The sequence below is a fragment of the Streptosporangium roseum DSM 43021 genome (assembly GCF_000024865.1).
GTDB lineage: Bacteria > Actinomycetota > Actinomycetes > Streptosporangiales > Streptosporangiaceae > Streptosporangium > Streptosporangium roseum.
Window position 1 is genome coordinate 3,012,422 of sequence record NC_013595.1, and the last position, 22,499, is coordinate 3,034,920.

General features: G+C 73.0%; 23 protein-coding genes. 13 read left to right on the forward strand and 10 right to left on the reverse strand.

All coding sequences use genetic code 11. From position 1 onward, the window contains the following. The 7 genes from pucL (at position 1) to alc (ending at position 7,558) form a co-directional block, all read left to right on the forward strand. Positions 1–882 (forward strand): factor-independent urate hydroxylase, encoded by an 882-nt coding sequence (gene pucL / locus SROS_RS13425; protein ID WP_012889476.1) that lies wholly within the window; start codon positions 1–3, stop codon positions 880–882. A 2-nt stretch (positions 883–884) separates the two neighbouring features. Beyond that, a complete protein-coding gene (locus tag SROS_RS13430; protein WP_012889477.1) occupies positions 885–1,760 on the forward strand; it encodes an FAD binding domain-containing protein in 876 nt (291 codons plus the stop codon). Continuing rightward, positions 1,760–2,233 (forward strand): (2Fe-2S)-binding protein, encoded by a 474-nt coding sequence (locus tag SROS_RS13435; RefSeq protein ID WP_012889478.1) that lies wholly within the window; start codon positions 1,760–1,762, stop codon positions 2,231–2,233. The genes SROS_RS13430 and SROS_RS13435 overlap by 1 nt, the downstream gene beginning before the upstream one ends. A 17-nt stretch (positions 2,234–2,250) precedes the next feature. Next, positions 2,251–3,639 carry an 8-oxoguanine deaminase gene (locus tag SROS_RS13440; protein WP_174435254.1) on the forward strand — a complete coding sequence of 463 codons (1,389 nt, stop codon included), beginning with the start codon at positions 2,251–2,253 and terminating at the stop codon, positions 3,637–3,639. Positions 3,640–3,859: 220 nt separating this feature from the next. Then, the gene (locus tag SROS_RS13445) at positions 3,860–5,125 is read left to right on the forward strand and encodes a glycerate kinase (protein WP_012889480.1); all 1,266 of its coding nucleotides are present in this window, start codon (positions 3,860–3,862) and stop codon (positions 5,123–5,125) included. Between the two features lie 109 nt (positions 5,126–5,234). Continuing rightward, positions 5,235–6,608, forward strand: coding sequence for an allantoinase AllB (gene allB / locus SROS_RS51650; RefSeq protein ID WP_012889481.1), 1,374 nt, complete (start codon positions 5,235–5,237; stop codon positions 6,606–6,608). Further along, a complete protein-coding gene (gene alc / locus SROS_RS51655; RefSeq protein ID WP_012889482.1) occupies positions 6,605–7,558 on the forward strand; it encodes an allantoicase in 954 nt (317 codons plus the stop codon). Before allB ends, alc begins: the two co-directional genes overlap by 4 nt. 236 nt (positions 7,559–7,794) lie before the next feature. On the opposite strand, the gene pknB is transcribed toward alc, so the two are convergent. The 4 genes from pknB to thiO form a co-directional block, all read right to left on the reverse strand. After that, positions 7,795–9,723 (reverse strand): Stk1 family PASTA domain-containing Ser/Thr kinase, encoded by a 1,929-nt coding sequence (pknB, locus tag SROS_RS13460; RefSeq protein WP_012889483.1) that lies wholly within the window; start codon positions 9,721–9,723, stop codon positions 7,795–7,797. Between the two features lie 76 nt (positions 9,724–9,799). Further along, positions 9,800–10,558 carry a thiazole synthase gene (locus SROS_RS13465; protein WP_012889484.1) on the reverse strand — a complete coding sequence of 253 codons (759 nt, stop codon included), beginning with the start codon at positions 10,556–10,558 and terminating at the stop codon, positions 9,800–9,802. Between the two features lie 5 nt (positions 10,559–10,563). Then, positions 10,564–10,764 carry a sulfur carrier protein ThiS gene (thiS, locus tag SROS_RS13470; RefSeq protein ID WP_012889485.1) on the reverse strand — a complete coding sequence of 67 codons (201 nt, stop codon included), beginning with the start codon at positions 10,762–10,764 and terminating at the stop codon, positions 10,564–10,566. Beyond that, positions 10,764–11,882: a glycine oxidase ThiO gene (gene thiO / locus SROS_RS13475; RefSeq protein WP_012889486.1), complete on the reverse strand. Its 1,119-nt coding sequence runs from the start codon at positions 11,880–11,882 to the stop codon at positions 10,764–10,766. The genes thiS and thiO overlap by 1 nt, the downstream gene beginning before the upstream one ends. Positions 11,883–12,213: 331 nt before the next feature. On the opposite strand from thiO, the gene SROS_RS13480 reads away from it, so the two are divergent. Genes SROS_RS13480 through thiE form a run of 3 tightly spaced genes read left to right on the forward strand, consistent with a single transcriptional unit; the run spans position 12,214 to position 14,430 of the window. Beyond that, entirely contained in the window at positions 12,214–13,386 is a 1,173-nt protein-coding gene (locus SROS_RS13480) for an NAD(P)/FAD-dependent oxidoreductase (protein ID WP_012889487.1), read from the forward strand. 50 nt (positions 13,387–13,436) lie between these two features. Next, entirely contained in the window at positions 13,437–13,811 is a 375-nt protein-coding gene (locus SROS_RS13485; protein WP_012889488.1) for an Rv2175c family DNA-binding protein, read from the forward strand. Then, positions 13,789–14,430: a thiamine phosphate synthase gene (thiE, locus tag SROS_RS13490; RefSeq protein WP_012889489.1), complete on the forward strand. Its 642-nt coding sequence runs from the start codon at positions 13,789–13,791 to the stop codon at positions 14,428–14,430. The genes SROS_RS13485 and thiE overlap by 23 nt, the downstream gene beginning before the upstream one ends. 215 nt (positions 14,431–14,645) lie before the next feature. Here the strand turns inward: thiE and SROS_RS13495 are convergent, their stop codons facing one another. After that, the gene (locus tag SROS_RS13495) at positions 14,646–15,713 is read right to left on the reverse strand and encodes a polyprenyl synthetase family protein (protein WP_012889490.1); all 1,068 of its coding nucleotides are present in this window, start codon (positions 15,711–15,713) and stop codon (positions 14,646–14,648) included. A gap of 107 nt (positions 15,714–15,820) precedes the next feature. Between SROS_RS13495 and metF the strand changes: the two genes are divergently transcribed. Beyond that, positions 15,821–16,753: a methylenetetrahydrofolate reductase [NAD(P)H] gene (gene metF / locus SROS_RS13500; protein ID WP_012889491.1), complete on the forward strand. Its 933-nt coding sequence runs from the start codon at positions 15,821–15,823 to the stop codon at positions 16,751–16,753. Between the two features lie 57 nt (positions 16,754–16,810). Here the strand turns inward: metF and SROS_RS13505 are convergent, their stop codons facing one another. The 3 genes from SROS_RS13505 to SROS_RS13515 all read right to left on the reverse strand — a co-directional run bounded on the left by SROS_RS13505 (position 16,811) and on the right by SROS_RS13515 (position 18,541). Next, positions 16,811–17,428 (reverse strand): GNAT family N-acetyltransferase, encoded by a 618-nt coding sequence (locus SROS_RS13505; RefSeq protein ID WP_012889492.1) that lies wholly within the window; start codon positions 17,426–17,428, stop codon positions 16,811–16,813. A gap of 221 nt (positions 17,429–17,649) precedes the next feature. Then, on the reverse strand, positions 17,650–17,997 hold the full coding sequence (locus SROS_RS13510; protein WP_012889493.1) for an arsenate reductase family protein: 348 nt from the start codon (positions 17,995–17,997) through the stop codon (positions 17,650–17,652). A gap of 64 nt (positions 17,998–18,061) precedes the next feature. Continuing rightward, positions 18,062–18,541 carry a YbaK/EbsC family protein gene (locus SROS_RS13515; protein ID WP_012889494.1) on the reverse strand — a complete coding sequence of 160 codons (480 nt, stop codon included), beginning with the start codon at positions 18,539–18,541 and terminating at the stop codon, positions 18,062–18,064. Between the two features lie 119 nt (positions 18,542–18,660). Here SROS_RS13515 and SROS_RS13520 point away from each other — a divergent pair, with 119 nt between their 5' ends. Both SROS_RS13520 and SROS_RS13525 read left to right on the forward strand, forming a co-directional pair. Further along, the gene (locus SROS_RS13520; protein WP_012889495.1) at positions 18,661–19,455 is read left to right on the forward strand and encodes a L,D-transpeptidase family protein; all 795 of its coding nucleotides are present in this window, start codon (positions 18,661–18,663) and stop codon (positions 19,453–19,455) included. A 322-nt stretch (positions 19,456–19,777) separates the two neighbouring features. Continuing rightward, positions 19,778–20,224, forward strand: coding sequence for an SAV_6107 family HEPN domain-containing protein (locus tag SROS_RS13525; RefSeq protein WP_012889496.1), 447 nt, complete (start codon positions 19,778–19,780; stop codon positions 20,222–20,224). A 243-nt stretch (positions 20,225–20,467) separates the two neighbouring features. Here SROS_RS13525 and SROS_RS13530 read toward each other — a convergent pair whose 3' ends face one another. Further along, positions 20,468–21,598, reverse strand: a complete 1,131-nt coding sequence (locus SROS_RS13530; protein WP_012889497.1) for a PP2C family protein-serine/threonine phosphatase — start codon at positions 21,596–21,598, stop codon at positions 20,468–20,470. Positions 21,599–21,816: 218 nt separating this feature from the next. Beyond that, entirely contained in the window at positions 21,817–22,311 is a 495-nt protein-coding gene (gene bldD / locus SROS_RS13535; RefSeq protein ID WP_012889498.1) for a transcriptional regulator BldD, read from the reverse strand. Positions 22,312–22,499 lie beyond the last annotated feature (188 nt).

Below are 22,499 nucleotides of genomic sequence, written 5' to 3' on the forward strand. Positions count from 1 at the left end.
ATGGCCGTCATTCTCGGCCCCAACCGCTACGGCAAGGCGGAGACCCGGGTGGTCCGCGTCGTCAGGGACGGCGGTGTCCACCACATCAAGGACGTCAACGTCAGCTCCGCGCTCTCGGGCGACATGGACGAGGCCCACCTGAGCGGGGACAACACCGCGATCCTGCCGACGGACACCCAGAAGAACACCGCCTACGCCTTCGCCCGGAAGTACGGCGTCGACCAGATCGAGGACTTCGCGCTCCTGCTGGCCCGCCACTACGTCAGCTCCCAGCCCGCCGTCCACCACGCCCGGGTGGAGATCGAGGAGTACTTCTGGGACCGCATCCCCGTCCAGGGGCCGTCCGGGGAGCGGCACTCCTTCGTCCGCTCGGGCAGGGAGGTGCGCACCTGCGTCGTCCACCACGACCGGGACGGGACCACCACCGTGCTGTCCGGCCTGAAGGACCTGGTGGTGCTCAACTCGACCGGCTCGGAGTTCCACGGCTTCGCCGTGGACGAGTACACCACCCTCCAGCCGGTCACCGACCGCATCCTGGCCACCGAGGTGTCGGCCGCTTGGCGGCATGTCTCCGACGGCTCCCCGTTCGGCAAGTCATACAGTGAGGTGCGGCGATGCCTTCTGGAGGCGTTCGCCGAGACCCACAGCCTGTCGTTGCAGCAGACGCTCTACGCGATGGGCAAGCGGGTGCTGGAGACCCGCGGCGAGATCTGCGAGGTGCGCCTGGCGATGCCGAACAAGCACCACTTCCCGGTGGACCTGACGCCGTTCGGGCTGGACAACCCGGACGAGGTCTTCTACGCCGCCGACCGTCCCTACGGGCTCATCGAGGGCGCCGTGCTCGACGACGACGCCCCCGCCGCCCGGTTCGCGTGGGAGTGACCGTGGAATTCCTGCGACCCGCCACGTGGGCGGAGGCACTGGAGGCCAAGGCCGCCATGCCCGGCGCGGCGCCCATCCAGGGCGGCACCGACATGATGGTGGAGATCAACTTCGACGTCCACCGGCCCGACGCGCTGCTCGACCTGAACCGGGTCGCCGAGCTCGCCCGGTGGACCACCGAGGAGGACGGCCGGCTCCGGGTCGGCGCGGGCGTGCCGTACGCGCGGCTGATCGCCGAACTCGGCGACCGGCTGCCGGGCCTGGCGCAGGCGGCGCGCACGGTCGGCTCCCCGCAGATCCGCAACCGCGGCACCGTGGGAGGCAATCTCGGCGCGGCCTCGCCCGCCGGGGACAGCCACCCGCCGCTGCTCGCCGGGGACGCGGTCATCGAGGTCGAGTCCGCTGCCCGGGGCGTGCGGATGATCCCCGCCGCCGAGTTCTACCTCGGGGTCAAGCGGAGCGCCCTGCGGCCGGACGAGCTGATCCGGGCGTTCTGGATGAGCCCCGCGAGCGGCCCGCAGTACTTCTCCAAGGTCGGCACCCGCAACGCCATGGTGATCGCGGTCTGCTCGTTCGCGATCGCGCTGCATCCCGGCGAGCGGCGGGTGGGCACCGGCATCGGCTCGGCCGCTCCGACCCCCCGCCGGGCCGTCGCGGCCGAGGAGTTCCTCGCCGCCGAACTCGACTGGGACGCCCGGCTGGATCCCGAGGTGCTCAGGCGCTTCGGCGAGCTGGCGTCGGAGGCGGCCTCGCCGATCGACGACGTCCGCGGCACCGCCGGTTACCGCAGGCACGCCATCGGGGTGATGGCGCGCCGCACCCTGACCTGGGCATGGAACGAGTTCCGGTCCGGGCACCTCGGAAGGAGGGCGGGCTGATGCGCGTCAGCTTCACCGTCAACGGCCGTGCGGAGACGGCCGACGACGTCTGGGAGGGCGAGAGCCTGCTGTACGTCCTGCGCGAGCGGGTGGGCCTGCCCGGCTCCAAGAACGCCTGCGAGCAGGGCGAATGCGGGTCGTGCACGGTCTACCTCGACGGCGTCCCCGTCTGCGCCTGCCTGGTGGCGGCCGGTCAGGCCGAGGGCCGGGAGGTCCGCACGGTCGAGGGGCTCGCCGAGGGCGACCGGCTCGACCCGGTCCAGGAGGCCTTCGTCGAGTGCGGCGCCGTCCAGTGCGGCTTCTGCACCCCCGGCCTCGTCGTCCAGGCCCACGACCTGATCGAGCGGATCCCGCGGCCCTCCGACGCCGAGATCCGCGAGGCCCTGGCGGGCAACCTGTGCCGGTGCACCGGCTACGAGAAGATCCTCGACGCCGTACGGCTCGCCGCGGCACGGAAGGCGGCGGCCCCGTGAGCGGATGGGCCGCGCCGATGAGCGTCGTTCTGATGGAGAACGTCCACATCGCCCCGGTCGTGGGCCCGGAGATCCCCTCCGGTCACATCCACGTCGAGGGCGACAGGATCGTGGCGCTCGGTCCCGGGCCCGCCCCGGCCGTCCCGGGTGCCACCAGGATCGACGGTACGGGCTGCCTGGCCACCCCCGGCCTGGTCAACACCCACCACCACCTCTACCAGTGGGCCTCGCAGGGCCTGGCCCAGGACGCCACGCTCTTCGAGTGGCTGGTGGCGCTCTACCAGGTGTGGGCCGCCATGGACGCCGAGGTCGTCAAGGGCGCGGCCGGCGCGGGCCTGGGCTACCTGGCCCTGTCCGGCTGCAGCACCTCCAGCGACCACCACTACGTCTTCCCCAAGGGGCGCGGGGACCTGCTCGCCGCGGAGATCGAGGCGGCCCGGGACCTGGGCATCCGGTTCCATCCCGCCCGGGGGTCGATGGACCGGGGCGCCTCCCAGGGCGGCCTTCCGCCGGACGTCGTGGTCGAGAAGCTCGACGACATCCTCGCCGCGACGGCCGAGGCCGTCGACGCCTACCACGACCCGTCCTTCTCCTCGAAGCTGCGCGTCGCGGTCGCCCCGTGCTCGCCGTTCTCGGTCAGCGCGGACCTGATGACCGAGGCCGCCGCGCTGGCCAGGTCCAAGGGCGTGCGCCTGCACACCCATCTCGCCGAGACCCTCGACGAGGAGGAGCACTGCCTGGCCCAGGTCGGCCTGCGCCCGGTCGACTACATGGAGAAGCTCGGCTGGCTCGGCCCGGACGTGTGGTTCGCCCACGCCATCCACCTGAGCGACTCCGACATCGCCGTGTTCGCCCAGACCGGGACCGGGTCCGCGCACTGCCCGAGCTCCAACGGCCGTCTCGGCGCGGGCATCGCCCGGGTGTCGGAGATGCTCCGGCGCGGCGCGGTCGTCGGCCTCGGGGTGGACGGCAGCGCCTCCGCCGAGCTGACCTCGCTGTCCGGGGAGATGCGGCAGGCCCTGCTCTTCCAGCGGGCCAGGTACGGGCCGACCGCGCTCACCGCCCGGCAGGCCCTGGAGATCGCCACCCTCGGCGGGGCCCGGAACCTGGGCCGTGAGGAGGAGATCGGCTCCCTGGAGCCGGGAAAGCTCGCCGACATCGCCCTGTGGCGGACCGACGGCGCCTTCGCCTCGGCCGTCACCGACCCGGTCTGCACCCTGGTCTTCGGCAGCCGCCAGCCGCCTCTGGCGCGCCTGCTGGTGGGCGGCGAGACGGTCGTCGAGGACGACGAGCTGCGCACGGTCGCCCAGGACGAGCTCGGCCGGGCGGGGGGCGAGGCCCACCGCCGTCTCATGCGCCTGGCCGAGGAGCGGGGCTTCGCCGCGGGCAAGGAGGTCCGCTCCTGAGCGGGTGCGGGCCCTCCGCCCGATCCCGCCCGGCACCGTGACCGGGCGGCGGTCGGGCACCCGTCCGCACGATCCGGCCGCCGGAGGCGTAGGCGGGTTCGAGCCCGCCGACGGGCAGGTGTGATGATGGTCCTCCATCTCACCGGGTTCCGGAACGCGCCCATCCCGCCCCGCGCCGGGCGGGAGCGCGGGTCCGCCGATTCTCCATCAGGGAGCAGGGTTGTCTGAGTCTTCGGGACATGTCGTCATCGCCCCGGACAAGTTCAAGGGGTCGCTGACCGGAGCCGAGGTGGCCGCCCGCGTGGCGGCGGGGCTCGGCCCGGATGTCGTCACGGTCGCGCTGCCGGTGGCCGACGGCGGCGACGGCACCGTGGACGCGGTCGTGGCCTGCGGCTTCACCCGCGTCGAGGTCGAGGTCACCGGTCCCACGGGGCAGCCGGTCCGCGCCGCCTACGCCTGGCGCGATCCCGCCGCAGAGGGCGCGCGGGGCCCGGCCGCCGGCGAGGACGCGGCGGCCGTCCCGGGCTCCCCGCCGTCCCCGGCCGGTCCGGGGTCTTCGCCGTTCCCGGCCGAGGTGGCGACGGCCGTCATCGAGCTCGCCGAGGCGTCCGGCCTGCGCCGCCTGCCCGGTGACCCGCAGGCCCTGACCGCGACCAGTTACGGCACCGGCGAGCTGATCGCCCATGCCGTACGGCGCGGCGCCCGGCGGATCGTGCTCGGGCTCGGCGGCAGCGCCTGCACCGACGGCGGCGCCGGCATGATGCAGGCGCTGGGGGTCCGCTTCCTGGACGCCGCGGGGCAGGAGCTGCCGCGCGGCGGCGCCGCCCTGCGCGCCCTGGAGAAGATCGACAAATCTGGGCTTGTCGCGATCGACGAGGTCGAGTTCGTCGTCGCCGGCGACGTGGACAACCCCCTCCTGGGCCCGTACGGCGCCGCCACCGTGTACGGCCCGCAGAAGGGCGCCGGCCCCGAGGAGGTGAAGGTGCTCGAAGGGGCCCTGGCCAGGCTCGCCGCTGTCGCCGCGCACACCCACGGCCTGGCCGGTGCCATCGAGCACGACGGGATCGTCCGTCCCATGGGCGTGGCCGCCCAGCCGGGCGCGGGCGCCGCCGGGGGAGTGGGCTTCGCCGCCCTGGCCTTCCTGTCCGCCGACGTCCGCCCCGGCATCGAATACCTGCTCGACCTGCTCGGCTTCCACGACCGGCTCGACGGCGCACGCCTGGTCATCACCGGCGAGGGCTCGCTGGACGAGCAGACCCTGCGCGGCAAGGCCCCCGCCGGGGTCGCGGCCGCCGCCGCCAAGGCCGGGATCCCCGTCGTCGCGGTCTGCGGCCGCCGTACCCTCGGCGACGAGGAGCTGAACGCGGCGGGCATCACGGCCGCCTACGCGCTCACCGACATCGAGCCCGACCCGGCCGTGTGCATGTCCGAGGCGGGCCCGCTGCTGGAGCGGCTCGCGCGCGAGGTCGCGCGCGGGCACCTTTGACGAGGGTCCGGCCACCGGGCCGTTCACGCCGCACCGGGCGAGGACGGCCCGGACGGCCGGGCGCCGGGACGTCCGGCTGCCGGGCGGGGAGGACTGAGAGGCGATGGGCATGCGGGCCGAAGATGTGACGGACCTGGTCATCCGGTCTCGCCGGGCCGTGCTCCCGGAAGGGGAGGGCCCGGCGGCGGTGGCCGTACGGCGGGGCAGGATCGCCGGCCTGCACGCCTACGACGCCGTCCTGGAGGCCGCCGAACAGGTCGACCTCGGCGACACCGCGCTGCTGCCCGGCCTCGTGGACACCCACGTGCACGTCAACGAGCCCGGCCGGACGCACTGGGAGGGCTTCGCCTCCGCCACCCGGGCGGCCGCCGCGGGCGGGGTCACCACGATCGTGGACATGCCGCTCAACTCGCTGCCGCCGACGGTGGACGTGGGCGCGCTGGCCGGCAAGCGGAGGGCCGCGGCCGGGCAGTGCCTGGTGGACGTGGGCTTCTGGGGCGGTGCGGTCCCCGGCAACGTCAAGGACCTGCGGCCGCTGCACGAGGCCGGGGTGCACGGTTTCAAATGCTTCCTGTCGCCGTCCGGCGTGGAGGAGTTCCCGCCGCTGGACGTGGACGGGCTGCGGGCGGCCATGGTGGAGATCGCCTCCTTCGACGGCCTGCTGATCGTCCACGCCGAGGACCCGGGGCTGCTCGCCGAACCGGCCGGCCCCGGCTACGAGGAGTTCCTCGACTCCCGCCCCGGCCGGTCGGAGCGCCGCGCGGTCGAACTGGTCGTCGCGCTGGCGGGGGAGACCGGTGTGCGGGCGCACATCCTGCACGTCTCCTCCGCGCTCTGCCTGGAACCCCTGGCCAGGGCGCGGCGGGAGGGCGTCAGGATCACCGCCGAGACCTGCCCGCACTACCTGACGCTGACGGCCGAGGAGGTGCCGCGGGGCGCGACCGAGTTCAAGTGCTGCCCGCCGATCCGGACCTCCGCCAACCGCGAGCGACTCTGGCGCGGGCTCGCCGACGGCGTGCTGAGCTGCGTCGTCTCCGACCACTCACCGTCCACCCCGGACCTCAAGGTGCCCGACTTCGCCGCGGCCTGGGGCGGGATCTCCTCCCTCCAGCTCGGCCTGGCGGCCGTGTGGACCGAGGCCTCGCGTCGCGGGCACGGCCTCGGCCAGGTGGTCCGGTGGATGGCCGCCAACCCCGCGGCGCTGGCCGGCCTGGACGGCAAGGGCGCCATCGCCGTGGGCAAGGACGCCGACCTGGTCGCCTTCGACCCCGACGCCGGCCACACCGTGGACGCGGCCGCCCTGCACCACAGGAACCCGGTCACGCCCTACCACGGCAGGACGCTGCGCGGCGTGGTCCGCGCGACCTGGCTGCGCGGCCGGGCCGTGGGCGACCCCCCCGGCGGAGAGCTCCTGCGCCCCTCCCCGGCCGGAGCGCGCCACCCGGGATCGGAACGCACCACGGAAGAAAGGCCCTCACCGTGAGCGGATTCACCGCACTGCCCGACCTCGCCCTGCGCACCCACGGAGGCTCGGTCGTCGCGGCCAACGACGAGTCGTTCGCCGAGCGGGAGAGCCTGATCAGCCCCGGCCGTCCCGCCTTCCAGGCGCACACCTTCGGCCCCAAGGGGCAGGTCTACGACGGCTGGGAGACCCGGCGGCGGCGCGAGCCCGGCCACGACTGGGCCATGGTCCGGCTCGGCCTGCCGGGCGTGATCCGCGGCGTCGTGATCGACACCGCGTGGTTCAAGGGCAACTACCCGCCCCACGCCTCCGTCGAGGCGGCCGCGGTCGAGGGCTACCCCACGGTCGCCGAGCTGGAGGCCGCCGAGTGGGTGGAGATCGTCCCGAAGAGCGCCCTCAAGGGTGACGCCGAGCATCTGTTCGACGTGACCGACGGCCGGCGCCACACGCACGTCCGGCTGAACATGTTCCCCGACGGCGGCATCGCCCGGCTGCGCGTGCACGGCGAGGTCAAGCCCGATCTGACCCTGTACGACGGCCTCGGCCTGGACCTGGCCGCGCTGGCGAACGGCGCGCTGGTCACCGGCTGCTCCAACGAGTTCTACTCCTCGCCCAACAACGTCATCGCCCCCGGCCTCGCCCGGCACCAGGCCGAGGGCTGGGAGACCGCCCGCCGCCGCGACGACGGCAACGACTGGCTGCTGATCCGCCTGGCGGGCGCCGGTGTCGTCAAGCTCGCCGAGATCGACACGACCAACCTGCTGTTCAACGCGCCGGGAGCGGTCTCGATCACGGGCACCGCCGACGGGGACACCTGGTTCGAGCTGCTGCCCAGGACCCGCCTGCAGCCCGACACCTCGCACCGCTTCCGCCTCGACGACGCGCCCGTCGCCACCCACGTCCGGGTGGACGTCTACCCCGACGGCGGCCTCGCCCGCGTCCGCCTGCACGGCTTCCTCAGCGAGCGCTGACGGGCCTTGTCGGCGGGCTTCCCCGGCGAGCCACCGGGAGGCCCTGCCGGGCGGCTTCCTCAGCGGGGCCGGCACTGCCCCGGGCGGCTTTCTCGGTGAGCGCCGGAAGGACCTGCGGGGCGGCTTCCCCGGACGAGCGCCGGGAGAGGCGAAGGGCCCGGTCTCCGTGGTCGGAGACCGGGCCCTTCGCGTCCGGCTCGGTGTCTTACGCGCCGGGGGGCGCCTTGCCCGCCGGCTCAGTGCCAGAGGGTCACCTCAGTTCCGGGGGGAGCCTGCTGCCCACCCGGCGGGATCTGGGCCAGGACCACGCCCCGGCCCGGGCCTTTTTTTATCTTCACCCTCATCCCCGCCACGCGTAGTTCCTCGCGGGCCGCCTTGACGTCCTTGAACATCACGTTGGGAATGATGATGATCTTGTCGTCGCCGCCGCCACCGTTGTCGCCCTCGTGCTCCCACGGCCAGCGCCACTCGCCGTTGTTGCACTGCGAGAGGGTGAGTCGGACGACGGCACCCTTGTCGATCTCCGCGTTGGGCTGGGGGTCCTGGGCGATGACCGTGCAGGGCTGGGCGGAGTCGGTCTGCTCGACGAACTGGGGGTTGAAGCCCGCGGCGCGCAGCATGGCGTCGGCCTGGTCGCGGGGCATGCCCTTGATGTCCGGCATGACCAGGCCCGCGCTCTTGACCAGGTCGATCTTGCTGCCCTCCCGGACCGGGTTGCCCACGGCGGGGCTGGTCCGCATCACCTGGCCTCGCGGCACGGTCTCGCTGGGCTGCTTCCTGACGTCGTCGACGACCAGCCCGACCTCGGCCAGCTTCGCCCGCGCGCTGTTCTCGTCGAGGCCCACCACGTTGGGCACGGCGACCCGCTTGGGGCCCGCCGAGGCGATGATGACCAGCTTGGTCTTGCCCTCCGTCTCGGTGCCCGCCACCGGGTCGGTCCGCAGCACGTTGCCCTTGGGCACCTTCTCGTCGTTCTCCGCCTTGCCGACCTCGACCAGGAAGCCGAGCTTCCTGGCCTCGCCCTCGGCGATCGTGATGTTCTTGCCGACCAGCGAGGGCACCGTGACGGTGGTGGTCTGGGAGAACATCCAGCCGGTCACCCCGACCGCGACCACCATCACCACGGCCAGCGCGATCAGGAACCAGTTGGGCCGGAAGCCCCGCCGCGCCCGGGGAGCGGCGCGCTCGGCGGCGTCGGAGACGGGGCTGGTGAGCAGCTCGACGCGGGGCTGGATCAGGGTCTGGTTGGCCGGCGGGGGCGCCGCGTCCGGGCTCTGCGGCGGGCCGACCGGGACGGACGGCACCGGGCCGCTCTCCCTGGGCAGCATCCGGTGCGCGTCCACCGCGGCGACCAGCAGCGCGGTGGCGTCCGCCGGGCGGGTCGCGGGGTCGCGGGCCGTCGCCTGCGCCACCAGCGTGTCCAGCAGTGGCGGGGTGCCCGGCAGCAGCGTCGAGGGCACGGGCACGGTGTCGTGCACGTGCCGGTAGGCCACCGACATCGGGGTGTCGCCCTCGTACGGCTGGCGGCCGGTGAGGAGCTCGAACAGCATGATCCCGGCCGAGTAGACGTCGCTGCGGGCGTCGGTGGCACCGGAGGTCACCTGCTCGGGCGACATGTAGCCGATGGTGCCGATCATGACGCCCGTCCGCGTCTGGTTGGTCGCCTCGATCGCGCGGGCCAGGCCGAAGTCCACCACCTTGACCCGGCCGTCATCGCTGAGCAGTACGTTCTCCGGTTTGACGTCCCGGTGGACCAGCCCGGCCTGGTGCGCGGCGCCCAGCGCGGCGAGCACCGGGATCATGACCTCTAGGGCCTCGCGGGCGGGCAGCCTGCCCCGGGCACGGAGCACGTCGCGCAGGGTGCGCCCCGGCACGTACTCCATCGACAGGTAGACGTTGTCTCCGTCGGTGCCCTGGTCGAAGACATGCACCACGTTGGGGTGCGAAAGGCTCGCCACCGACTTCGCCTCGCCGATGAACCGTCGCACGAACGCGGGGTCCTCGGCGAGGGAGCGGTGCATCACCTTCACGGCGACCGTGCGGTCGAGCCGGATGTCCAGAGCCAGATAGACGGTCGCCATGCCGCCCCGGGCGATCCGGGACTCAACGCGGTAACGCCCGTCGAGGAGTTTCCCGACTAGGGGGTCCGTAAGCGTCGTGTCCACCCGGCTGAGTTTACGGGCGATTTGGCGCCCGCAGGGTCCCGGTGTTCCAAACCGATGCCGAGAAGTTGACTGTTTCCTATGGATTCATAGGGGACGACGCCTCCGCGTAGCGCCGCCGGGGGATCCGCCCCGCCAGCCGGGCCTGGCGGCCCGCGACGACCGCCGAGCGCATGGCCTGCGCCATCAGGTCCGGCCGCTGCGCCCGGGTCACCGCCGTGGCCAGCAGCACCGCGTCGCAACCTAACTCCATCGCCAGCGTCGCGTCACTCGCCGTGCCGATCCCGGCGTCCAGGATCACCGGCACCTTCGCCGACTCCACGATGAGTTCGATGTTGTGCGGGTTGCGGATGCCCAGCCCCGAGCCGATCGGCGCGCCCAGCGGCATCACCGCCGCGCAGCCCGCCTGCTCCAGCCGGCGCGCCAGGGCCGGGTCGTCGCCGATGTAGGGCAGCACCACGAACCCGTCGGCGACCAGCCGCTCGGCCGCGTCGAAGGTCTCGATCGGGTCGGGCAGCAGGGTCCGCTCGTCGGAGATGACCTCCAGCTTGACCCAGTTGGTCTCCAGGGCCTCCCTGGCCAGCCTGGCGGTCAGCACGGCCTCCCCCGCGGTGAAGCAGCCGGCGGTGTTCGGCAGGACCTTGATGCCGCGCCTGCGCAGCACGTCGAGCACGGAACCCGGCGCGGACGGGTCCAGCCGCCGCATCGCGACCGTGGTCAGCTCGGTGCCCGAGACGGCCAGCGCCTGCTCCAGGACCTCCAGCGAGGGCGCGCCCCCGGTGCCCATGATGAGGCGGGAGGAGAACTTCTCCCCGCCGATGGTCAGATCGTCGTCCACGTCCCTCAACCCCCCTGCACCGCGGTGAGCACCTCGACCCGGTCGGCCTCCACGAGCGCGGTGGAGTCCCACGAGCCCCGCGAGACGACCTCGTCGTTGACCGCCACGGCCACGCCGCTCCTGGTCCCGGTCAGCCTCTGTACGGCCTGCGTCACGGTGGCCCCGGCGGGCAGCTCGTGCGCGGTGCCGTTGATGGTCACTTTCATCAGTGCTCCTGGAAGCGGAGTGGTGAGCAGATCTCCAGCAGTTCCGGCTCCGCCTCGCCGGAACAGAGGTCGGCGGTGAGCGGGGCGAGCAGCACCCCGCCCCGGTGGTGTCCCGTGGCCAGGGACAGGCCCGGCAGGGCGGTGGGCCCCACCAGCGGCAGGTTGTCCGGGGTGCCGGGGCGCAGGCCCGCGACCACGTCGGCGAGCTCCAGCTCCGTCACGCCGGGGACCAGCTCCCGAGCGTCGCGCAGCAGTTCCCACAGCCCTCCGGCGGTCACCCGGGTGTCGAAGCCCATCTCCTCCTGGGTGGCCCCGACGACCAGCTCCCCGTCGCCGCGCGGCACCAGGTAGACGTGCGAACCGTGCACGACGCCCCGCACGCACCGCTGAAGGACCGGCACGGGGGAGCGCAGCCGCATGATCTGGCCCTTGACCGGCCGCACCGGCGGCAGGACCTCGGGCGGCAGCCCCTCCAGCGTGCCCGACCAGGCCCCGGCTGCCAGGATCACCCGCGCCGCACCGACGGTCCCGCCGCCGGCCAGCCGTACGCCTGTGACCGCGCCTGCGGCCGTCTCCAGCCCCGTGACCCTGGCCCGGACCTGAGCGCCCCCCCGCCGCTCCAGGGCGGCCAGGAGGGCCCTGGTGACCCTCCTGGGGTCCACCCACGCGTCCGCGCCGGCCAGCAGGCCGCCGCGGACCGACGGCGCGAGCATCGGCTCCAGGCGGCGGCACTCGCGGCCGGTGAGCCGCTCGGCGGGCAGTCCCAGCTTGTCGACGAACGCGGCGAGGTCGTCCAGCACCGCCAGGTCGTCGGCGCCGAAGGCGACGTCCAGCGTGCCGTCGGTGCGGTAGTCGAGGTCGTGACCGCTGTCGGCGGTGAGCTCGGCCGCGAACGCCGGCCACCTCGCCAGGGAGGCCAGGCCCAGCCGGAGGAGGGGTTCCTCGGTGTAGGTGACCTCGCTGACCGGCGCCAGCATGCCCGCCGCCGCGTGCGAGGCCCCTGAGGCCGGGGCGGGATCGACCACCGCCACCGTCAGCCCCCGCCTGGCCGTACGCCAGGCCACCGAAAGCCCGGCCACGCCCCCGCCGATGACGAGGACGTCGAAACGGTGCGCCATACGTGCTCCGCTCCCTTCGCCGGCATGACCCGGATCAGGTTCGTGGCGGTCGAGGGCCCGCTTGCGGCCGCGCTCGGCCCGCCGTCGGCCCCGCGCCGTGCTCGCTCGCGCCTGTGGCGCGACGTCCTCGCACGTCACCGGGCTCACCGCGGTCCTCGTCGCTCCGCAGCCCTCCTCTCAGCCCGGTGCGTTCCGGGCTCCCGCGCGTCTTGTCCCTCCCACCCTAAGGGCTGGCACAACACGCTTACCGCGCCCGGTGTGAGCTAAATACCGTTTTCGTTATCAAACCGCGTTGGCAGCGGGTCGGCCCGGCCGCTTAGGCTCGTGAGTTGTGAATCATGTCGTGGTGGTAGGCGCCGGCCTGGCCGGCGTGCGGAGTGTCGAGGCGTTACGGGCCCGCGGGTTCGGCGGCACGATCACGTTGATCGGCGAGGAGACGCACCGGCCCTACGACCGTCCACCGCTGTCCAAGAGCGTCCTGCTGGGCGAGACCGACTCCACGGTCGTCGACTCCGACCTGGACGCCCTGGAGGTCGACTTCCGCGCGGGCGTGGCCGCCAAGGGGCTGCGCGAGGGCGTGGTGGAGACCACCGAGGGCGAGCTGGCCTACGGCGGGCTGGTCATCGCCACCGGCGCGCGCCCGATCCGGCTGCGCGGCGACGGCCCGCAGCACGTGCTGCGCACCATCGACGACGCGCTCGAACTGCGCGCCCTGCTCACCTCGGGGACGAAGGTCGCCGTCATCGGCGCGGGCTGGATCGGCGCGGAGGTCGCCACCGCCGCCCGCCGCGCGGGCTGCGAGGTGACCGTCGTCGAGGCCGCCGGCGTCCCGCTGAGCGCCGCCCTCGGTCCCGTGGGCGCGCACACCGTCTCCTGGTACGCCCAGGCGGGCGTGGACCTGCGCCTGGGCACCGCGGTCGCCTCCGTCGACCAGGGCGGGCTGACCCTGGCCGACGGGTCCACCGTCGAGGCCGGCGTGGTCGTCACCGGCGTCGGCGTGCGGCCCTCGGTCGAGTGGCTGGCCGGCTCAGGCCTCGAACTGGAGAACGGGGTCGTCACCGACGAGCACCTGCGCACCTCGCTGCCGGACGTGGTCGCCGTGGGCGACTGCGCGGCCTGGTGGTCGCGCCGCTACGGCCGCCGCATGCGGGTCGAGCACTGGGACACCGCGCTGGGCGCCCCCGACGTGGCCGTGGCCGCGCTGCTGGGCGACGACGCGGTCTACGACCCGGTGCCCTATTTCTGGTCCGAGCAGTTCGGGCACATGGTGCAGTACGCCGGGCACCACGACGGCGAAAGCCTGGTCCTGCGCGGGGACCCGGCCACCGACGCCAAATGGGCGGTCTGCTGGGTGGCCGAAGACCACAGGCTCACCGCCGTCCTCGCCGTCAACCGCCCCCGCGACCTGGTCCAGGGACGCCGTCTCATCGAGCGCGGCCAGCGTCTCGACGTCGATCGCCTGGCCGACCCTGCGGTAGCGTTGCGCGACTGTACGGCGGCGTAACCTCGCCGCCAGGTGTTTGGCGAAGGGCTCGATGTGGTAGTGGTGGATTCGTGACGCTTTCTGTTGCGCAGATCGACCGGGAAACCGACCAGCTGGTGGGCGAGTGGCTCACCCTGAGTGAGGTGGCCAGGCGGCTCAACCTCAGTGCCGGTCGTGCCAAGCAACTTCTCAAGGACCGCAAGCTCATCGGAGTCCGGCGGGGAGGCGGCGAGCCCCAGGTCCCCGCCGCGTTCCTCGGGACCGACGACGTCGTCAAGGGACTGCCGGGCACGCTCACCGTGCTGCTCGACGCCGGATACAGCGACGTCGAGTCACTCCGGTGGCTGTTCACCCCAGACGAGACCCTGCCGGGGTCACCGGTGGACGCGATCGTCGCGGGCCGCCATACCGAGGTCAAGCGGCGTGCCCAGGCCCTCGGTTTCTGACGCCCGCCTCTACCTGTGCACCGACGGGCGCCGTGACCGGGGAGATCTCGCCGACTTCCTCGACGCGGCGCTCGCGGGCGGGGTCGACATCGTGCAGCTGCGCGAGAAGGGCCTGGAGGCGCGCGAGGAGCTTGAGCTCCTCGAGGTCTTCCGCGCGGCCTGCGACCGCCACGGCAGGCTGCTGGCGGTCAACGACCGGGCGGACATCGCCTACGCGGCCCGTCCCGACGTGCTCCACCTCGGCCAGGACGACCTGCCGGTGCCGGTGGTGCGCGACATGCTCGGCGACGACATCCTCATCGGGCGTTCCACTCACGCCGACGAGGAGGCGTCCGCCGCGGCCGTCGAGCCCGGTGTCGACTACTTCTGCTGCGGCCCGATCTGGCCGACGCCCACCAAACCCGGGCGGCACGCCCCGGGGCCCGGCCTGCTGCGGCACGCCGCGTCCCTGGGCACCGACCGGCCCTGGTTCGGCATCGGCGGCATCGACCTCGCAAACCTGGACGAGGTCATCTCGTACGGCGTGCGCCGGGTCGTGGTCGTGCGGGCGATAACCGAGGCCGACGACCCGAAGGCGGCCGCCGAGGAGTTCCAGCGGAGGCTGGCCGCCGCGGGCTGAGGGGCGGCGGTCCCGACGGCGGACCCGGACCGGGCGCGCTCATGGCCGTCCCCGGCCGGGCGCGCCGGACCGGGGCGGGTGCCTTGCAGGGCGGGTGCCTTGCGGGGCGGGTGCCTTGCGGGGCGGGTGCCTTGCGGGGCGGTCCACCGCCGACGGGCCCGGGGCCTGAGCCGACGGGCCCGGGGCCTGACCGGGCGCCCGCCGCCCGGACCGGGTCAGGTGCGGCGGGAGGTCGCGGCCACGGCCAGGTGGGCCAGGGCCGCACGGGCCTCCTCGGTGATCGGGGCGTCGTCCAGCGAGGTCAGGGCGTCTTCCAGATAGTTCTTGATCATCTCCTCGCACGCGACGAGCGCCCCGGTCTCGGCGATGATCTGGCGGAGCCGGTCGATCCCGGCCGCGTCCAGCGCCGGGTCGCCGAGCGTGCCGCGCACCGCCTCCGCCTGCGCGGGGGAGGCGACGGAGAGCGTGCGGGCGATGAGCATCGTCCGCTTGCCCTCCCGCAGGTCGTCTCCGGCGGGCTTGCCGGTCTCGGCCGGGTCGCCGAACACCCCGAGGATGTCGTCGCGGAGCTGGAAGGCGATGCCCACGGACCGGCCGTACTCCTCGCAGAGCCGGTCGATCCACGGGGCGCGGCCCCGCGCGGCCAGCACCAGGCCGAGCCGGAGCGGCTGCTCCACCGAGTATTTGCCGCTCTTGAAGAGGGCGACCCGCAGCGCGCTGTCGAAGGTGTTCTCGCCGTGGGCCTGCTCCAGCAGGTCCAGATACTGGCCGCACATCAGCTCGGTGCGCATGTGGTCGTGGACCTGCTGGGCCGCCGCCAGCGAAGCGGGGGGCAGGCCGCTGCCGCGCCACATCTCGCCGGACCAGATGAGCATCAGGTTGCCCAGCAGGATGGCCGCGCCCTCGCCGAACTGCTCGGCCGAACCGTGCCAGCCCGCCTTCTCGTGCAGCGTCTGGAACCTGCGGTGCGCCGCCGGCATGCCCCGGCGCAGGTCGCTGGCGTCCATCACGTCGTCGTGCACGAGGGCGCTGGCCTGGAGGAGCTCCAGCGAGGCGGCGGCGGTGAAGAGCGCGGGATCGTCGCCCCCGCCCGCGCCGCGCCAGCCCCAGTAGCAGAAAGCCGGTCGCAGACGCTTGCCGCCCGCCAGGAACTCCTCGGCGGCGGAGATGAGAGGGGCCACCTCGGGTGCGCTGACCTGGGGTAGCTGCCGCTCGACGAACTCTTTGAGAGAACGATCCACTTCGAAGCGGATGGTATCGAGCGCGGCGGCGGAAGTGGTCATGCACTGACATTATCTGGCCAGACCGACGACTCCTATCTGTAGAGGTGGGTGTTTCGTCCCCTGCTCATGGTTGTGGCGGCCGGCCGGGCGGCCAGTACCCTAGGGATATGGCTCTGGGTCGCCCGTCAATCCTTCCCGACCGCGTGCCCACCGTCCGCGAGCTTCTCGCGGCCGGTGGCCGGTCGTTCTCCTTCGAGTTCTTCCCTCCGAAGACCGACGAGGGCGAGCGGCAGCTCTGGCGTGCCATCCGGGAGCTGGAGGCGCTGCGTCCGGCCTTCGTGTCGGTCACCTACGGCGCCGGCGGCGGCACCCGCGACCGCACGGTCGGCCTCGTGGAGCGGCTCGCCCACGAGACCACGCTGACCCCGGTGGCCCACTTCACCGCCGTCAACCACTCCATCCGCGAGCTGCGCCACCTGGTGGGCCGCTTCGCGGACGCGGGCGTGCGCAACATCCTCGCCGTGCGGGGCGACCCGCCCGGCGACCCGACGGGAGAGTGGGTGCGCCACCCCGAGGGCGTGCTCTACGCCGACGAGCTGGTCCGGCTGATCCGCCAGGCCGGCGACTTCTGCGTCGGCGTGGCGGCCTTCCCCTACAAGCACCCCAGGTCGGGCTCGGTGGAGGCCGACACCGAGCACTTCGTCCGCAAGTGCCGTGCGGGCGCCGACTACGCGATCACCCAGATGTTCTTCCAGGCGGACGACTACCTGCGGCTGCGCGACCGGGTGACGGCCAGGGGCTGCGACACCCCGATCATCCCTGGCATCATGCCCGTCACGCAGATGAGCACGATCGCCCGGTCCGAGCAGCTGTCCGGCGCGCCGTTCCCCGCGGAGGTGGCGGCGCGGTTCGAGGCCGTCGCCCACGATCCGGCCGCCGTGCGGCAGCTGGGGGTCGAGCACGCCGCCGAGCTCTGCCAGACCCTGCTCGACGAGGGCGTGCCCGGAATCCACTTCATCACCTTCAACCGCTCCAGCGCGACCCGCGAGGTCTACCAGGCCCTCGACGTCGCGCCGGCGAAGGCCGTGCTGACCGCCTAGCGGGACCGGCGGTGCCGGCCGGCTCGGGCCCTCTCGCGATGCCATCGGCGGGGCACGTCACCCGCCGGAGTGCGAGGGAGCGGTCGAGGGCGGCCCGGAGCCGCTGCCCGCGGCCCCCTGGCGGGCCCACCCCTTCAGCGGGAGCACGGCGCCGAGGATCGCGTAGCGCTCGTAGCCGCCGGGGAAGACGAACTGGGTGAGCAGGTCGACGAAGCCGACGCTGCGGTAGAGGTGCCGGGCCGCGGTGGGCTGGTCGCGGGTGGACAGGACGGCGGTGCGCTCCGGGCGGCCGGCGCACATGCCCATGACCAGCGCCCGGCCGATGCCCTTGCCGTGGTGGTCGGGGTGGACGTGGATCTCGGCGAGTTCCAGGGCGTCGCCGAGCCAGCCGCGCGCGCTGCCCTCGCCGTTCCGCTCCGCGATGGCCCGGTGGACGACGTCGTGCCACCACTGCCCGGGGACCCCGTGGAAGCCGTAGGCGAGGCCCACCGGCGTCCCGTCGGGGCGTTCGGCGAACAGGCAGGTGAATCCCGGGTGGAGGGCGTGGTTCCCCATGATCGTCTTTCGGCCGGGGAGCTGGTCGGCGGGCGGGTCCATCGCCGCGATGTAGATCTCCAGGACCGCGTCCAGCCGGGTGGTGAACTCATCGGGTCCGACCCGTCGCAGTCCGATCACGCCACGCACCCTAGCAGGGCAGACATCGGCCGGGGTGTCGAAAGGTGCGTAAGTGATGTTTAGCAATTTTCATAAATCACTGGAGCGCTTTTTACCCGCGGGCACAGACGGGAGGGCGGCCGGCCGCCGCGGGGGAGGGGACGGGCCCGCCGCCCGCCCTCTCCGTCCCGTACGGCGGCGGCTCCTTGAGCACCCGGGCCGCGGCGGGTGGCCGAGCCGGACTACAGCAGGTCCTTGAGCGCCTCCCGGTCGCGGGCGACCACCGCGCGGCCGTCCTCCGTCAGCACGATCGGGCGCTGGATCAGCACGGGGTTGGCGACCAGGATCGCGATCCACCGGTCCCGCTCGCGCTCGGCCGTAGCCAGGCCGAGCTCCCCGGCCCGATCCTCGCCCATCCGGGTGAGGTCCCACGGCTCCAGGCCGAGCAGGTCCAGGACCTCCGACAGCTCGGCGGGCGTCGGCGGATCGTCCAGGTAGCGGCGGACGGTCACCTCCCGGCCGGAGTCGGTGAGGGCCGTCAGCGCCGCGCGGCTCTTGGAGCAGCGAGGGTTGTGCCAGACGGTGGTCATCGGTCCTCCCGCGCCGGACCGGCGGGCGGGGTGCCGCGCCGGGGGACGCCCGCGCTCCAGCCGGTCAACGCTCCACCTCCACCGGGGTGCCGTCGGTGATGCGGACCAGTTCGGCGAAACTGGTGGGGAAGACCGTGTGCGGGTGGCCCGCGGCGGCCCAGACGACCTCGTACCTGCCGAGCCAGGTGTCGACCAGCGTTCTGAGCGGGGCCGGGTGGCCGATCGGGGCGACGCCGCCGATGACCTGTCCGGTGGCGGTGCGTACGAACTCCGGGGTGGCCCGCTTCACCTTGGCCGCGCCGACGGTCTCCGCGATCAGGCCGGTGTCCACCCGGTGGGCGCCGCTGGTGAGCACCAGGAGCGGAGCCCCGTCGGCGTCGAAGACCAGGCTGTTGGCGATGGCGCCGACCTCGCAGCCGAGCTGCGCGGCCGCGGTCGCGGCGGTCGGGGTGGCCTCGGCGAAGACGACGATCTCGCCGGCGACGTTGTGCTCGCCCAGGACCGCGGCGACCTTCTCGATGTTGGGATGCAACTTTTCTGGCACGCGGCCACTCTAAACAGATTGACCATTGATTACCGCTTCATCACCTCTGGCGGAGACAAGCGGTTCGTACACTATGGTCCCTTGGTTCGGACATCGGTGACACGAGGGGATGATTTTACGTGGGGGTTGACCGGCGGCTCGGAGTGGCCGCGCTCATGACAGCGGGGGCCGTGCTCGTCTCTTCGCTCGGCTCCCTCGGCGTCGCGAACGCCCAGGCCGCCCCCTCGGCGGCCCGGGTCGTCGCGGCGGAGGCCGGAGCCGCCGCGTTCGTCGCGCCCGGCAAGACGCTCAAGATCGGTGCCAAGGGCGCCGAGGTCAAGGTGCTTCAGACCCGGCTGAAGGAGCTCGGCTACGCGCCCGGCAAGATCGACGGCCGGTACGGCGGGGCCACCCAGGCCGCCGTCTGGGCCTTCCAGAAGGTCAACGACATCTCGCCGACCAGCACCGTGGCGCGCAGGACCTGGAACGCCCTGGAGGCGCCGAGGACGCCGAAGGTGCTGGTGCCCAACGGCAAGCCGACCCGGGTCGAGATGAACCTCGCCAAGCAGGTGATGGTCCTCTACGTCGCCGGGCAGGTGAAGCTGATCAGCCACACCTCCTCCGGGAGCGGGATCCCGTACTGCGAGACGGCGAACTGGAACGGCAAGGTCCAGCGCTTCTGCGGCGACGCCCGCACGCCGACGGGCGACTACAAGACGACCTGGCGCAGGAACGGCTGGCACAAGTCCTACCTCGGCCAGCTCTACAACCCGATCTTCTTCAACGGCGGCATCGCCTTCCACGGCGCTCTGTCGGTGCCGCTCGCCCCGGCCTCGCACGGCTGCGTCCGGCTGCCGATGAACGTGGCGGGGATGCTCCCCGGCCTGCTGGGCAAGAGCGTCCCGGTGCACGTGCGGGGCAAGTTCGTCCGATAGCCGCAGGTCGAGGCCCCGGGAGATCCTGATCTCCCGGGGCCTTGCCGTCTCCGGGGAGATCGAACCTTTGTTCGTCGCTTTACTTGACACTACGAGTGATCGAATTTATGTTCGATGTAATGACGTGGGACTCGCGGATCACGTCCAGGGCGGTCGATCGTGCCCGCGCCGTCGTCGCAGACGGCAGGGCCGGGTCGAGGCGGACGGGGAGAGGGGAAGCTCCTCGTCCCGCCGCCCGGGGAATTTGTCGGTGGGGTCTGCAAGTGTTGACGTCACCGGCGAAGTCGCCGGGAGCCGCTTGCGACCTAGGAGGCTGAAGCACATGACCCCTCGGCTCAGCGATTCCGGCGGGCCCCGGTTGTCGCCCACGGTGCGGGCGCACCTGACCGACGCGCGTGACTGCCTGGAAGAGGCGGCCGCCGCCCGGACCCCCGCCACCCGTTACGTCGCCGCCCACCTGGCGGCGCTCAGGGCGGCCGCCGCCGTCCTGGCCGCACGGCCGCGCCCCATGGACGGCCGCAGGCGCCGGCTGCGCAGCGCCTGGGAGCTGCTGCCCGAGGCAGAGCCGCGGCTCGCCGACTGGGCCCCCTACTTCGAGGTGAGCGCCACCAAGCGGGCCTCCGCCGAGGCCGGGATGACCCGCGTGGTGTCGGCCCGGGACGCCGAGGAGCTGATCTCCGAGGCGGAGCGCTTCGTCACCACGGTGGAGGGGCTGCTCGGCGTGCCCACCCAGCCCATGCTGCCCGGCCGCGTCCCCCTCGCCGGCTAGGCGCACTGACCCGAGAGGCCGGGCGTCGGCGCCCGCCGGTCGCGCCCCCGAGGCCCGGCCCGCCGACCGTGTGCCCCGAGGTCCGGCCCGTCGGCCGCGTCCCCTGAGGCCCGGCCCGTCGGCCGTGTGCCCGCCCGAGGCGCGGCCAGGCGCCCGCCGGTCGGGCTCGCCGTACCACGGGGCCTTCAGCGCCTCCGCCCGCCGTGGGCCGGTTCCGGCCCGCCCGGCGGCGTCTGGGGCCGGTCAGGCAGCCGAGGAGGCCGGGCGGGCGGCCCGGTGGCGCAGCAGGAGCATGGCGGCGTCGTCGCCCAGCGGACGGCCCACGTGGCGGAGCAGGTCGGCGCGGAGGGCGTCCAGCGCGAGCTGCGGGTCGGCCCCGTTCAGCAGGTGCGCCCTGGCCGGGAGCGGATAGAACTGACCCGTTCCGTTGCGCGCCTCGATGACCCCGTCGGTGTAGAAGAGGACCTGGTCCCCCGGCTCGAACGGGATCTGGTGCGGCACCGGCTCGCTGGCCTTCAGCGAGCCCATGCCCAGCGGGAGCGCCTCGTCCGGGGGGTCGGCGAACCAGTGCTCGCCGTCGGCGCCGAGGACCATGGGCGACGGATGGCCGCAGTTGATCACGGTGATCGAGGTGCCGCCGGTGATCTCGGCCAGGATGCCGGTGACGAACTGCTCGCCGGACAGCTCCCGGGTCAGGGCGTTCTCCAGCCGGGCCACCACTCCCTGGAGCTTGGCCTCGTCGTGCGCGGCCTCCCGGAAGGCGCCGAGGACCACCGCGGCGGTCTCCACGGCCTCCAGGCCCTTGCCCTGGACGTCTCCAACGATGATCCGGACCCCGTGCGGGGTGGTCACCACCTCGTACAGGTCACCGCCGATCCTGGCCTCGGCGGTGGCCGAGGTGTAGGAGACGGCCACGCCGATCCCCGGCCCCGCGCGGCGCGGCACGGGCCGCAGCAGCACGCGCTGGGCGGCCTCGGCCACCGAGCGGACGTCGGCCAGCTGCCTCTCGTGGCGGAGCCGCCCGGCGCTGGCCAGCACGCTGGCCACGGTGACGCCGAGGATGGCGACCATGGTGATGTTGGTGCGGGGCGTCCAGAGAATGTCGTTGTAGAGGCCCAGGGCGACGCACAGGGCCAGGGCGATCACGCCGACCACCGTGGTCCTGGCCAGCCCGCAGGCCACGCTGGCGAAGGCAGGGCCCAGGGCGAGCAGGGGCAGGAGGCCGGACGTCGGGCCGGAACCGAAGTCGATCAGGGCCACGAGGGCCATGACGATGAAAGGCAGGAGCTTCAGGGTGTCCTGGGTCCTGCTCCCCCCGACGGAGGTCAGCAGCCTCAGGAACGCGCGGGTCTTGGTCGACCCCAGAGACGCCATGAGGGCGTCGAGACGGCTTTTTGGGCGTCTTTGAGAGTGATCGTGCCGATCCTCTCCCCCTGCCATGTCCACCACATCTCGTTAAATGCCATGTTTGCCTTTTCCTACCACAGGGACCGTCGCCCGTGGCGCGATGAAGGCGATGTTCTAACGAGACGGCAAGTTTTCCCGGTGGGTGGGCACGCCGGGTCCCGGCGCACCCACGACCGGACAGGTCGTCAGAAGGATTCGACGGCGCGTCGTGCCTCGGGGTCCAGGACACCCCAGTTGATGAGCTCCTCGGTGAGCTCGGTGGGGGACTTGTCGTAGATCACGGCGAGGGAGCGGAGATCCTCCTGGCGGATGGACAGCACCTTGCCGTTGTAGTCGCCACGCTGGCTCTGGATCGTGGCCGCGTAGCGGGCGAGCGCGCCTGCCTTCTCCTTGGGGAGCTGGGCAAGACGCTCAAGGTCGATCACAAGCTTCGGTGTCGGGCCGAGCGGGCTCGGGGCGGCGCCCCCCGGCAGCAACTCCGAGACCGGAACTCCGTAGAAGTCGGCCAGCTCGGCAAGCTTCTGCACTGTCACGGCGCGGTCCCCGCGCTCGTAGGAGCCGACGACAACCGCCTTCCAGCGTCCACGGGACTTCTCTTCGACTCCGTGCAGGGACAGGCCCTGCTGGGTGCGGATGGCGCGGAGTCGTGCACCCAGCGACTTGGCGTACTCAGACGGCATGGTGTGGCCCCCCGGCTCTCTTATGTACTGCTTTCACTTGATTGTGCTCCCTCGCAACATATGCCCCAACCACCGGGTTGATGCCCGGGGTAGGCACCTTCGGTGACCGGAGCGTCAGGGTTTACCCGATAACGCCGCGAGGTGTGGTTACGGACAGTGACGGTAAAGCGGTGGACGCCTAAGGTCAA